Source organism: Treponema sp. (assembly GCF_051883275.1).
In the GTDB taxonomy this organism is placed as follows: Bacteria; Spirochaetota; Spirochaetia; order Treponematales; family Treponemataceae; genus Treponema_D.
Genome location: NZ_JBJETK010000001.1, coordinates 24,437 through 36,387 on the forward strand (window position 1 = coordinate 24,437; position 11,951 = coordinate 36,387).

11 protein-coding genes are annotated in these 11,951 nt (G+C 42.5%); 9 read left to right on the forward strand and 2 right to left on the reverse strand.

The annotated features are described in order from the left end of the window. The first annotated feature begins 59 nt into the window (after positions 1–59). The 5 genes from ACI4L0_RS00085 to ACI4L0_RS00105 all read left to right on the forward strand — a co-directional run bounded on the left by ACI4L0_RS00085 (position 60) and on the right by ACI4L0_RS00105 (position 6,517). Positions 60–2,468, forward strand: a complete 2,409-nt coding sequence (locus ACI4L0_RS00085; RefSeq protein WP_439798130.1) for an AAA domain-containing protein — start codon at positions 60–62, stop codon at positions 2,466–2,468. Continuing rightward, complete coding sequence (locus tag ACI4L0_RS00090) at positions 2,458–2,631, forward strand: DUF2726 domain-containing protein (RefSeq protein ID WP_439798140.1); 174 nt, start codon at positions 2,458–2,460, stop codon at positions 2,629–2,631. Before ACI4L0_RS00085 ends, ACI4L0_RS00090 begins: the two co-directional genes overlap by 11 nt. Positions 2,632–2,886: 255 nt before the next feature. Continuing rightward, a complete protein-coding gene (locus tag ACI4L0_RS00095; RefSeq protein ID WP_439798131.1) occupies positions 2,887–5,040 on the forward strand; it encodes an EAL domain-containing protein in 2,154 nt (717 codons plus the stop codon). A gap of 274 nt (positions 5,041–5,314) precedes the next feature. Beyond that, positions 5,315–5,761 carry a GyrI-like domain-containing protein gene (locus tag ACI4L0_RS00100; RefSeq protein ID WP_439798132.1) on the forward strand — a complete coding sequence of 149 codons (447 nt, stop codon included), beginning with the start codon at positions 5,315–5,317 and terminating at the stop codon, positions 5,759–5,761. Between the two features lie 111 nt (positions 5,762–5,872). Further along, the gene (locus ACI4L0_RS00105; protein WP_439798133.1) at positions 5,873–6,517 is read left to right on the forward strand and encodes a GyrI-like domain-containing protein; all 645 of its coding nucleotides are present in this window, start codon (positions 5,873–5,875) and stop codon (positions 6,515–6,517) included. A gap of 37 nt (positions 6,518–6,554) precedes the next feature. On the opposite strand, the gene ACI4L0_RS00110 is transcribed toward ACI4L0_RS00105, so the two are convergent. Continuing rightward, positions 6,555–8,009 (reverse strand): leucine-rich repeat domain-containing protein, encoded by a 1,455-nt coding sequence (locus ACI4L0_RS00110; RefSeq protein ID WP_439798134.1) that lies wholly within the window; start codon positions 8,007–8,009, stop codon positions 6,555–6,557. A gap of 320 nt (positions 8,010–8,329) precedes the next feature. Between ACI4L0_RS00110 and ACI4L0_RS00115 the strand changes: the two genes are divergently transcribed. Both ACI4L0_RS00115 and ACI4L0_RS00120 read left to right on the forward strand, forming a co-directional pair. Then, on the forward strand, positions 8,330–8,710 hold the full coding sequence (locus tag ACI4L0_RS00115) for a desulfoferrodoxin family protein (protein WP_439798135.1): 381 nt from the start codon (positions 8,330–8,332) through the stop codon (positions 8,708–8,710). 64 nt (positions 8,711–8,774) lie between these two features. Further along, the gene (locus tag ACI4L0_RS00120) at positions 8,775–9,263 is read left to right on the forward strand and encodes a ferritin (protein WP_439798136.1); all 489 of its coding nucleotides are present in this window, start codon (positions 8,775–8,777) and stop codon (positions 9,261–9,263) included. A 113-nt stretch (positions 9,264–9,376) separates the two neighbouring features. Here the strand turns inward: ACI4L0_RS00120 and ACI4L0_RS00125 are convergent, their stop codons facing one another. Then, positions 9,377–10,051 carry a hypothetical protein gene (locus ACI4L0_RS00125; protein WP_439798137.1) on the reverse strand — a complete coding sequence of 225 codons (675 nt, stop codon included), beginning with the start codon at positions 10,049–10,051 and terminating at the stop codon, positions 9,377–9,379. 521 nt (positions 10,052–10,572) lie between these two features. Between ACI4L0_RS00125 and ACI4L0_RS00130 the strand changes: the two genes are divergently transcribed. Beyond that, positions 10,573–10,821 carry a hypothetical protein gene (locus tag ACI4L0_RS00130; protein WP_439798138.1) on the forward strand — a complete coding sequence of 83 codons (249 nt, stop codon included), beginning with the start codon at positions 10,573–10,575 and terminating at the stop codon, positions 10,819–10,821. Then, positions 10,779–11,723 (forward strand): formylglycine-generating enzyme family protein, encoded by a 945-nt coding sequence (locus ACI4L0_RS00135; protein WP_439798139.1) that lies wholly within the window; start codon positions 10,779–10,781, stop codon positions 11,721–11,723. Before ACI4L0_RS00130 ends, ACI4L0_RS00135 begins: the two co-directional genes overlap by 43 nt. Positions 11,724–11,951: the final 228 nt, after the last annotated feature.

Consider the following 11,951-nt stretch of genomic DNA (forward strand, 5'->3'; position numbering starts at 1 on the left):
GCTGGATTCGATTCTTTTAAGATAAAAGAGATTATTGATAAATATTTGAAGTAAATAATATGAATAACTCCACACCCCTTCACCACATTGTTTTCGTTACCGATAAATACGGCAAACGAAACAAGACTGGTGATATTGAAAAATTATTATATGATTCTCGCAAAGATGTTTATTTCATCACGTACAAAGATGGAAAAACATATCCATGTCGAAGTTGTGATATTCAGATTATTAAAAACTGCTTAAAAGACAAGCAATCTTCAACTGTTTTTGACTATCTTCTTCAGATGGCGCAATTTAGTGACATCAAAAATGATGAAGGACAAAACCTTCTTGAAAAGACTTTTGAAAAATCCAGATTTGTAAATGAGTATTCTGTATTAGCCAGATATCTTAATCCTAAAAAAGGAAAAGAAGAAAAGTCTAAAATAAAATCGTTGATTTTTCCATTCGGATGCAATAACAGTCAGTTTAAAGCCGTCAGTACTGCGCTGAATAATCAGATAAGCATTATACAAGGACCTCCGGGAACTGGCAAAACTCAGACAATTCTGAATATCATTGCAAATCTTTTGATGCACGATAAAACAGTTTTAATTGTATCGAATAACAATGATGCCACCAGGAATGTTTATGAAAAACTGGCTTCAGATAAATACGGATTGGGTTTTATATGTGCTTTTCAGGGCAAAAAAGAGAACATTGAAAACTTTTTGCAAAATCAAAAACAGTTTTATCCTTCATACCTAAAAGACTGGATGAATCAATTACCGGTATTTCAGGCTTTATTAGATGAAGACATAAAACATCTTGGTAAATATTTTGAAGCAAATGAAAGAATTTCAGAAATTCACGCAGAACTTTCAGCGCTTGAAACAGAATCAAAATACTTTGATAATTCCGCTCATGATATTTACAGCAGCACAAAACTTTTGAAAAAATCATCAGATGTTTTGATGAGTTTGTTACAGGACATTCAATTCAAATATGCAGAAAAAGAAAAACTTGGCTTCTTTACAAATTTAAAACTTAAATTTTCTTATGGCTTAGGTGAAAGAAAAACATTTAAATCAAATCCTGAAAAAGTTATAGAAACGCTCAAGGCTGCTTATTATTCTCTAAAAAAGAAAGAGCTTGAAACAGAATTACAGGAAAAGAAAGCAGTTGTTACAGGTTTTAATCCATCAGAGGTATACGAAAAATGTTTAACGGCATTGCGTTTTAATATTGCAAAAAAATATTCAAATAACAATGCGCGCGTTCAATTCAAAGATTCTAAAGAAATCTATTTTGATCCTGTATCTTTTACAAATGAATACCCTGTAATTCTAAGCACGACATTTTCTTCAAGAGCGACAATAGGACAGGGAACGGATTTTTTGTTTGACTATGTAATTATGGACGAAGCATCTCAGGTTGATATTGTTACGGGAGCACTTGCTTTATCGTGCGCAAAGAATGCAGTAATCGTCGGCGACAAAATGCAGCTTCCAAATGTTATAGAAGAAAACAAGAAGAAGGTTGTGCAGGAACTTTTTGAACAGACAAAACTCCCGGAAGGCTACAATTATCTCAATAGTTTTCTTGCTTCACTTGAGCAGGTTTTGCCAGATACACCGCAGACTTTACTGCGTGAACATTATAGATGTCATCCGAAAATCATCAACTTCTGCAATCAGCAATTTTATGGCGGAAAACTTTTGATTATGACAGAAGATAAGGGCGAAAAAGATGTCCTGAAAGCAATAAGGACAGTACCGGGAAACTTTTGCAAAGAACATTATAATCAGCGGCAAATTGATATAATAAAAGATGAAATTCTGCCTGAATATACTGAAAACGAAATAGAAAATCTTGGGATTATTGCACCATATAACAATCAGACAAAAGCAATACAATCGCAAATTCCCGGTATAGATGCAGCGACAGTTCATAAATATCAGGGGCGCGAAAAAGACAATATCATTATCTCTACTGTTGATAACGAAATAACAAGTTTTGCAGACGATTCTAATATGCTTAATGTTGCAATCTCAAGAGCAAAGAAGAAGCTTGCAGTTGTACTGTCTGGAAATAAACAGCCGGAAAATTCCAACTTGATGGCTCTGCTTAAATACATTCAATACAACAATTTTTCAGTTGAAAACAGCAAAATAAATTCTATTTTTGATTTCTTTTATACAAAAGATACAGAAGCAAAATTTGCATATTTAAAATCAGCAAACAAAATTTCCAAATATGATTCTGAAAATGCAATGAATGTTTTGCTGACAAAAATTACTAATGAACCAAAATATTCCAAATTCAGTTTTGTATTTGAGATGCCTCTTAAAGATGTCGTAAACAAAAAGTTTATCGGAAAATTACCGCAAGAACTTGCATCATTTGCAAACAGAAGCTGGGCTCATGTTGATTTTACAGTTTTCAATCGTGTAACAAAAAGAGATTTTATTTGGTATCGAAGTTGACGGATATAATTATCACAAAAAAGGAACAAAACAGGCTGAGCGTGACAACAAGAAAAATGCAATCTTCGACATAATTGGATTGCCACTTCTTCGATTAAGTACAAAAGGCTCAGGGGAAGAGAAAAAAATCAAAGAACAGCTGGATAAGTATTTCCCTCACTAGTCCCAACAAAAAAAACACACCCGGCAAACGTTTTCCCAAACATCCATTGGGTGGTTTTATGCGCTAAAGGCGGTGGAGCCAGTCTTTTGTTGTGTTTTCTGCACAGATGAATGGTTGTTATTCCGCTGCGGGAGTTTTCACTGTGGGCTGGCTGTATAAAAAAGGCAGTTTTTAAAGTTCTCTATTGCAATGTGGCAAAAACATGATACAATAGAAAGAAAGCTGGAGTTTCTTGTTTTTTTTCAGGGGGTGCAGATGGAACTTTCAGACAATCTGATGTATACTGCCATGCAGCGTCTTGTACTTCTTCATTATCAGAAAGTTCTTTATGTTGACCTGACGGAAGATTTTTATTCTGTGCTCAAGGTTTCTGACAATGAGTGGAATTTGAAGGTTGGCGGTGTTCATTCCTATAAAATCAGCGAGTGGTTCAGCTTTTTTGCTGACAGCGACCTCTGCCATGACAATGACCGCGATTTGTTCAGGAGCTTTGCGAATATAGAAAATCTCCGCGCCATGTTCCGCAAGAACGGTGAAAAGCCTGTCCGGTGCAGGTATCAGCGCAAATCCAAGCCGTCTGATTCCATGTACCAGCAGTGCGTTATGGAATTTTTTCCCTATACAGATAAAAACAGCCATCTGGTTGTGTTTCTCTTTGTGCACGAAACTTATGATTCCGATGACATCATCAATCAGCCCACCTTTGAGCAGCTGGAGGAAAATCTTCAGTTTATAAATCATGCTCCTGAAAAGGTCAAGCGCAAGATTCTTGTAATCGATGACAATCCGATAAACCGCTCTATTCTTGTTGAATACCTTGGCGAGGAGTACGATATTGTCGAGGCGGAAAACGGCCTTATAGGTCTTGATGTTCTTTTCTATAATTACAGGGATATTTCCGCGGTTATCCTTGACCTTTATATGCCTGTTATAGACGGCTTTGAATTCCTCAGGAGGGTGCAGGCGAATCCGATTATTGCCGTGATTCCCATTCTTGTTGCCACTTCTGCGGACGGCGATGATGACGAGGAAAAATGCCTTGCGCTTGGAGCCGCGGATTTTATAACAAAGCCCTACAATGCCTCGGTTGTCAGGATGCGTATTTCCAGAATCATAAAGATGAAGGAATATGCCGCCATGTATTCTGTTTCGGAGTATGATTCTCTTTCGGGGATGTATACAAAGGAAGCTTTCTGCCACCACATCGATATGCTTTTGGGAACCGCCCCGGACAAAAAGTATGATATTCTTGTCTACAGCATCGGGAACATACATTCGATTGAAAAATTCTACGGCATAGAAGTGTCGCACAAGGTTATTTCCTGTGCGGCGGAAAGCATAAAAAGCAGCGAGCCTCAGGCTCTGTTCTATGGAAGAATAAGCGAAAGCCTGTTTGCGGCGTTTTTTGCGCACAGCTCCGTTTTTGATGATTCCTATTTCAAGAAGCAGGCGGCAAGAATTTCAGAAGGCTCTCCTGCGGAAAATCTTCAGGTGAAATTCGGGCTTTACAAGAATGTGGACATAACACTTTCAGGCTTTGACATTATCGGCAAGGCTGTTTCCGCTTTGGAAAGCATAAGCGGCCAGTATGCCGTGAACGTTGCCTGCTATGATGAAAAAATCATTGAAAAGCAGATGAAGGACGATGCCATGGAAAAAGCCTTCGAGTCCGCTATAGAAAAAGAGGACTTTGAGGTGTGGTACCAGCCCAAGTATTCTGCAAAGACAAAGAAAATCATAGGCGCGGAAGGGCTTATCAGGTGGAGAGGCAAGGACGGAAAGCTTATTCCGCCGGGGGAATTTATTCCGCTGTTTGAGAGGGACGGGCTTATTTCTGAGCTTGACGAGTATGTGTTCAGAAAAGTTTGCAGGTACCAGAAAAAACGACAGGACGCAGGCCAGCTGGTTATTCCTATTTCCGTGAATCTTTCGCGTGCAAGCATGTTCCGCCGGAATTTTGCAAGGAACTATATCAGCATTGCTTCCGGCATCGGCATAGACCCTTCGCTTGTGCCGATTGAAATCACAGAAACTATGGCTCTAAAAAGCATTTCGCTGAAGTCCTTTGCGGATGCTCTTATAAAGGAAGGATTTTCCCTGCACATGGATGATTTCGGGGCGGGCTATTCTTCGCTGGCGAGCCTTCAGATTCTTAGGTTTGACGTTATAAAGCTGGACAAGTCGCTTGTTGACTTTATCGGCACTTCCAGCGGCGAAAACCTTATCCGGCACACTGTAGCCTTTGCCAGGGAATCCGGCATGAGCGTTGTGGCTGAAGGCGTGGAAACTGAAAAGCAGCTTGCGTTCCTCCGCGACATAGGCTGCGATACAATACAGGGATTTTATTTTTCTCCGCCGGTTCCCCAATCCGAATTTGAAAAGCTTCTGGAAAGCCAGTCCGTCTCCTGAGATTCAAATCGCATGAAATTCACTTTTTTCTCAAAAATCTTTTTTAATATGACACACAGTTGTCATATTACCTGTGCGATACTGTTCCTGTAAAAATCAACCAAACACAGGAGAAGTGTAAGATAAAACCGCTGAAATTGCGCGGTTTTATCTTACCTAAAGTTTGCGTTGCAAACTTTTATTATCAACTGCTGTTCCTTATTGCATTGCGGAACAGCATAAAAAGTCAATCGATTGTTGAAACAATCTTCTTGACTTTTTAGAGGAGAAAAAAATGGACTACGAAATCGTAACATTGGAAAAGAAAGTTGTGGCAGGAGTTTCTGCAAAGACAAGCAACAACTCGCCTGATATGGGCTCAACAATCGGCGGACTGTGGCAGAAGCTTTACGGCGGAATTGCGCAGTCGATGAAAAACCGCGCAAACCAAAAGGCTATCGGACTGTACTGCGACTACGCCCCGGACGGCACATACACCGTGCTTGCAGGCTGTGAAATTACCGCAGAAAGCGCAGACGAAAACCTTGACGTAAAGACAATTCCTGCCGGCCGTTACGCAAAATTCACGGTAAAGGGCGATGTCGTAAAGGCAGTGGGCGACAGCTGGGGCGAAATCTGGAACACTCCGCTTGAGCGCACATTCACAGGCGACTTTGAAGAATATCAGGAAGACTGCGACGGAAAAAGCGGCACAATCTTTATTTACATAGCAATAAAATAACGCGCCTGATACGCAGAAAAAGTGAAAGGTTTAAAGACGTAAAAATTTTCAAACCTTTCACAAATCTGTATTGACAGAAATCCAGAAAATCCGAAATTAACAGAGGACTTTATGACATTCGACTATAAAAAAGAATATAAAGAATTCTACCTTCCGCCCAAAAAACCGCAAATCATCACAATTCCAAAAATGAATTTTGTCGCAGTACGCGGAAAAGGAAATCCGAACGATGAGGACGGCGACTATAAAAAGGCAATCGCAGTTTTGTACGGCATTGCGTTTACAGTCAAGATGAGCAAAAAAGGAAACCGCAAAATTGACGGATATTTTGACTATGTAGTTCCGCCGCTTGAAGGATTGTGGGAACAGGACGGCATACAGGAAATCGATTATTCGCGCAAAAATGAATTCAAATGGATTTCGATGATAAGGCTTCCTGATTTTGTTACGGAATCAGATTTTCTCTGGGCAAAAGACGAAGCGCAGAAGAAAAAAAGCGGCGATTTCAGCACGGCAGAATTTTTTTCATACAACGAAGGACTGTGCGTTCAATGTATGCACACAGGTACGTTTGATGACGAGCCTGCAACAGTTCAGTCAATGCACGATTTTCTTGCTGAACAAAACTATGCCCTTGACATCACAAGCGAGCGCCTTCACCACGAAATATACCTTTCAGACTTCCGCCGCACTTCCCCCGAAAAACTGCGCACCGTAATCCGCCACCCGATACGCAGAAAAAATGAAAGGTCTTGAAGCCGTTAAGCTTTAAGGCCTTTTACGCTTTTATATGCTAAAACACCAGCGCGTCTTTTTCCATTGATTTAATTCCAGCAGGGATTTTCATTCCCTTTAATTTTTCGCAGCCGATAAATGCATAGATTCCCACAAATTCAAGGCCTTCAGGCAGAATTAAACTTGAAAGGTTTATGTCGCCGGCAAAGGCGGAATGTCCTATTTTTTTCAGGCTGGACGGAAGGCTTACTTTTTCCAGATTGCCGCAGTCACAGAAAGTGCACCTGCTGATTTCTTTAACTCCGTCCGGGATTACCAGAGCTTTTAGCTTGGCGCAGTTATAAAATGCATATTCGCCGATTTGCTTTACACTTGGCGGAATAGATATGCTTTCAAGGTCGGAATTAAAAAAAGCATTGTTGCTGATTGAAGTGACTGTATCAGGGATAATGTAATCTTTTAAATCCTGCGCAGGGTACAGCAGGCAATTATCCTTGATGGCAAAACCGTTTTCAATTTTCAGAAGAGGGTGGGAAAGGCTTTTTATATTGCAGGAGCGGAAACAGCCTTTGCCTATTTTTTTTACGGACGGCGGTATTGTGATTTCTGACAGGAACTTGCAGTATGAAAAAGCGTACTCGCCTATTTCTTCCAAGGCAGAGGGCAAATTGACTGTTTTTAATTCAGAGCAGCCGTTAAAACAACTCTCTCCGATTTCCTTTAATGTTTCAGGCAGGAGGGCTGATTTTAATTCAGTGCAGCCGCCGAAACAGCCTTTGCCTATTTTCTTTACGGAAGGCGGTATTGTAATTTCTTCAAGGGATTTGCAGCCGGCAAATGCGTACTTTTCAAGGGTTTCTATGTTTTCAGGCAAAATTACACCTGAAAGTCTGGAGCTGTTTTCAAAGGCAGAAATTCCTATTTTCTTTAAGCCTGACGGAAGAGTTAGTTTTTCCAGATTCAGACATTCCCAAAAGGTATATTTTTTTATTTCCTGAACTCCGTCCGGGATAGCCACCGCTTTTAATTCGGCGCACTTATGAAATGCATATTCACCGATTTGCTTTACACTTGCAGGAATGTATATGCTTTCCAGTCTGGAGCTGTCAAAAGCGTTGTTGCCGATTGAAGTGACTGTATCAGGGATGATGTAATCTTTTAAATCCTGCGCAGGGTACAGCAGGCAGTTATCCTTGATTGCAAGCCCGTTTTCGATTTTCAGCAGGGGGTGGAAAAGGCTTTCTATATTGCAATACATAAAGCAACAGTCCCTTATTTCCTTTAATGTCTGCGGCAGGTGAACTGTTGTTAATGCACGGCAGCCGGAAAAACAGGAATATCCTATTTTCTTTACGGAAGGCGGTATTGTGATTTCTGTCAGAAATTCGCAGTCTGAAAACACTTTATCGCCGATTGCTGTAACTTCCTCCGGCACTGTGACCTGTGGCTCGTTGCCGAAATATTTTACCAGTGTGCCGTTTTCAATTTTAAAATCTAATTTGCTAGCCTTCATTGTTTGCTCCCGTTGCCGCTTTGCTTAAAAAGAAATTCTAGTATTACTATAGCGTATTTTAGCCTGAACTGCATTTCAAAAGCATAAAAAAAATACAAAATATGCGCCCTGCAATGGCGGTTCGGCGTGCAAAAAGCGGTCGCGCGGGCGGTGGTGATTTTTAGATGACCGTTTGCGGATGAATTTTATTTTTTCCGCCTGTTTTTGTGGTATTTTAATAGTGCGGGGAGCTTCCAGAGGGTGAATGGGATTTTTGGAGGTTTCAGTGGAGCACTGGCAAGGTGTCCGGTGCTGCACCTATAGCGCGACAGGAGGCGTATATGCAGTTGAAGTTTTATTATTGCAGGCACTGCGGAAAAATCATTGCGATTGTAAAGGATTCGGGAGTGCCCACAGTCTGCTGCGGAGAGGAAATGCAGGAGCTTGTTCCCGGCGTTACGGACGGTTCTGCGGAAAAACATATTCCGGTGATAAAGGTATCGGGGAACACTGTTTCTGTTACGGTCGGATCAAAGCTTCATCCTTCGGAGGCGGAGCATTACATTGAATGGATTCTTTTGCAGACCGACAGGGGAATTCAGCAGAAGTGGCTTCATCCGGGGAATTCTCCGAGCGTGGACTTTGCGGTGATGACGGGCGAGCGCGTGGAGGCTGCCTATGAATACTGCAACATCCACCGTCTGTGGAAGGCAGAATGCTAGCTGCGGGGGCCGGCAGGTTTGCCGGCTGTTTTGTATTTTTAACGGGATTTACGGAGGGTGAATTATGGAATCAACAATCGCTTCTATGCTGAATACGCAGATTCAAAAGGAATTCGAGTCGGCGTACATTTATCTGGGGTTTGCCGCCTTTTTTGACATGAAGGAGCTTTCCGGCTTTTCCAAGTGGTACAAGAAGCAGGCAAAGGAAGAAGAGGGGCACGCCATGAAAATTTATGACTATCTGTGCAGGGTGAACCACCCTGTGGAGCTTCTGCCCATCGGCGCGCCCAGAAACAAGCCTGAAACGGTGCTTCAGGTGCTGAACCAGAGCCTGGAGCATGAGGAGTATGTAACGAACCTTATAAGCGCGCTGTATTTTCAGGCGGAAAAGGAAAAAGATCTGTTTGCAAAGAATTTTCTGAACTGGTTTATAAGCGAGCAGATTGAAGAGGAGCAGAAAGCAAGGCTCCTGATTGGAAAATACAAGACGTTCGGCTCCACTCCCGAAGGGCTGCACTCGCTTGACCTTGAGCTTGGCCGCCGGATTGAATAAAGCATGACTTCACTGTCATTCCGAAGTTGCACTGTCATTCCGAACTTGTTTTGGAATCTATGTGGGTGAACGGTGCGGATGCTGAAACGAGTTCAGCATGACAGGGTGGCTTTTCAGCATGACGGGGTCTTTTTCTGTTGTTCTTTTCTGAAGAGGTCTAGGAGCTGTTCTCGGGTGATGTTGCCGTTGCGTTCGCGGGCGGCCTTGAGCTTGCGGTAGACTGTGTTTTCGCTGAAGCCTTCCACTTCTTTCTGGTAGACTTTGCCTGAGCAGAGCTGTTCCAGGATTTTCACTTCGTCTTCGTAGAGTACAAGGGGCTTGCGGTCGAATCTGTTTTCAAGGACATAGAAAACGCTGCCTATGAACCAGACGCTCCGGGTGATGTGTATAAGGAAGTGGAACACTGATTCTCCGTTCAGGGAAAAGGAAATGCACACGGCGGAAAAATACAGGGCAAGGGCGATGAGCTTTGTGCGCGGATTCATCATTATGACGATGCACACGATAAAAAGGGCAGTGAAGTTGTTGAAGAGGAATGTCTTTTCAAAGGCAATCATAAAGACCAGCACTGTGGAGTAAATCAGGTAGAAGTACGAAAAGCACCGCCGCCTGAACACAACCGCCGCCGGAATATAGATGAAATTCATGAGCGCGATAATCCAGGTGCCTATAAAGTGTCCGTCTGTAAGCCCTTTCCAGATGTAAAGCAGGCTGATGATTCCTGAAAGCACGGCGGTGAACAGAATAAAATGGTCGTTCAGAAAATCGTTAAAGTCTTCAATTTTCATAAATCTCTCCTATAAAGCGGCGCGTTCCTGCGTGAAAGGCTCTGGCTGAAAAATCAGCGTAAACTGGAAATCCTAATGGAATGATAGCACAGTCTTAAAAAAAAGTAACGCTCAAATGCCCGAATCGGCCGCACAAAAATCCCACAGCCGATTTTGTTCTAAAGGCTCTCGCGGAAAAATTCCGAAAATAAAACAAGACAAAAGGAGCATTCGGGAAAATTCCGAAAGCCGCCCCAAGACAAAGGGAGCATTCGGGAAAATTCCGAAAGCCGCCCAACGCAAAAGGAGCGTTCGGGAAAATTCCGCACGGATGCGATGGTGGGCAGGGGTGGGGCACTGTCATTCCGAACTTGTTTCGGAATCTATGTGGTTACAAGACACGGATGCTGAAACGAGTTCAGCATGACGTGGGGGCTTTTGGCATGAAAGGGGGTTGAAATTTTTTGGTTTTTTGGGCATCTTTGTTTTGTGTATAAATCAGGGGCTGGCTTTATTGATTTTTTATTTTGAGGTGTAAGGTTATGTTAAAAAGGGAAAAATTCTTTGTTTTTCTTTTGGCTGTGGCTCTTCTTTTTGCTTTTGCAGGATGCAGCTATTCTTCTGATGACGATGATGACAGCGGCGACTTCGGCACCTACAAGAACGGTGCGTTTTCGGGGGGGGATACGATGACGAGCCGGATCCCGATGCCTATCTGCCGTATACTTCCGAGAAAATTCCTGAGGGAATGGTTGCTGTTAAAGGCGGCACTGTTGTGGGGCGGAAAATAAAGGGCGACTATCCCGGTGTGTTTATCGAAGGGCGCACTGTAGAATTAAGCAGCTTTTATATTTCTAAATACGAAGTAACAAAATCCCTTTACGAATCCATAATGAAAGACACAAGCCTCAACACTGAAGGTGTGACAGTTGATGACATTTTTACATTATATCCTGAAAAATTTAAGATGGCGCCAGGCGAAAAAGCAAGCGAGTGCGCAATGCAGTATGTGAACTGGTACAATGCCGTTTATTTCTGCAATCTTTTGAGCAAAAAAGCGGGGCTTGAAGAAGTCTATACGATAAATAATATCGTAACAGCAACCAAGGAGTTAAAAACAAGCTTCGGTGCAACAGTAACATTAGTTAAAATTTCTAGTGCCGATGTAACGGCGGATCATACAAAAAACGGCTACCGTCTGCCTACATCAGCTGAATGGGAATATGCGGCGCGCGGCGGAAATCCGTCTTCGCCTGAATGGGAATACCTGTTCAGCGGAGCAGATAGTGAAGATTCTTCTCAAGAATATAATTCCGATTTGGATGCCGTGGGATGGTACCGCTATAATATATGCAGTGGAAACGGAAAAACACAGGGTACTCAGTGGAACGAAGAGGATTTTTATGGCTCATTGGGTTACGGACCGCATCAGGTGGGAATGAAAGCTCCGAACAGCCTTGGCATATATGATATGAGTGGAAACGTATGGGAATGGTGCTGGGACTGGTCTGGAGGAACAACAGAAGAAAAAGTAACAAATCCTAAAGGCCCTGAAAATGGAGAAAAGAAGGTCATCCGCGGCGGCAGCTGGTGGAGTCCTGCACCTGATATGGCTAACGGCCATGCTAAATGCTTCTCTCCTGGGACTTGCAATGTTAAAATGGGCATCCGCCTTGTACGCACAGCAAAATAAAACCCCCTTTCCCCTTCCCACACACCCCTACCACACAGCCAACCCCACCGCATGACAGTGGGGCTGTCATTCCGAACTTGCACCGTCATTCCGAACTTGTTTCGGAATCTATGCGGTTACAAGACACAGATGCTGAAACGAGTTCAGCATGACAATGATGGGACTCCGTCATTCTGAACTCCTATGATATTTGTCAATACCATGAAGTTCCTGATTCCAATAATCAAC

Excerpts from the sequence above, each read along its gene's own strand:
- ACI4L0_RS00085 (WP_439798130.1), top strand. The coding sequence starts at position 60 with ATGAATAACTCCACACCCCTTCACCACATTGTTTTCGTTACCGATAAA.
- ACI4L0_RS00095 (WP_439798131.1), top strand. The coding sequence starts at position 2,887 with ATGGAACTTTCAGACAATCTGATGTATACTGCCATGCAGCGTCTTGTA.
- ACI4L0_RS00100 (WP_439798132.1), top strand. The coding sequence starts at position 5,315 with ATGGACTACGAAATCGTAACATTGGAAAAGAAAGTTGTGGCAGGAGTT.
- ACI4L0_RS00105 (WP_439798133.1), top strand. The coding sequence starts at position 5,873 with ATGACATTCGACTATAAAAAAGAATATAAAGAATTCTACCTTCCGCCC.
- ACI4L0_RS00110 (WP_439798134.1), bottom strand. The coding sequence starts at position 8,009 with ATGAAGGCTAGCAAATTAGATTTTAAAATTGAAAACGGCACACTGGTA.
- ACI4L0_RS00115 (WP_439798135.1), top strand. The coding sequence starts at position 8,330 with ATGCAGTTGAAGTTTTATTATTGCAGGCACTGCGGAAAAATCATTGCG.
- ACI4L0_RS00120 (WP_439798136.1), top strand. The coding sequence starts at position 8,775 with ATGGAATCAACAATCGCTTCTATGCTGAATACGCAGATTCAAAAGGAA.
- ACI4L0_RS00125 (WP_439798137.1), bottom strand. The coding sequence starts at position 10,051 with ATGAAAATTGAAGACTTTAACGATTTTCTGAACGACCATTTTATTCTG.
- ACI4L0_RS00130 (WP_439798138.1), top strand. The coding sequence starts at position 10,573 with ATGTTAAAAAGGGAAAAATTCTTTGTTTTTCTTTTGGCTGTGGCTCTT.
- ACI4L0_RS00135 (WP_439798139.1), top strand. The coding sequence starts at position 10,779 with ATGGTTGCTGTTAAAGGCGGCACTGTTGTGGGGCGGAAAATAAAGGGC.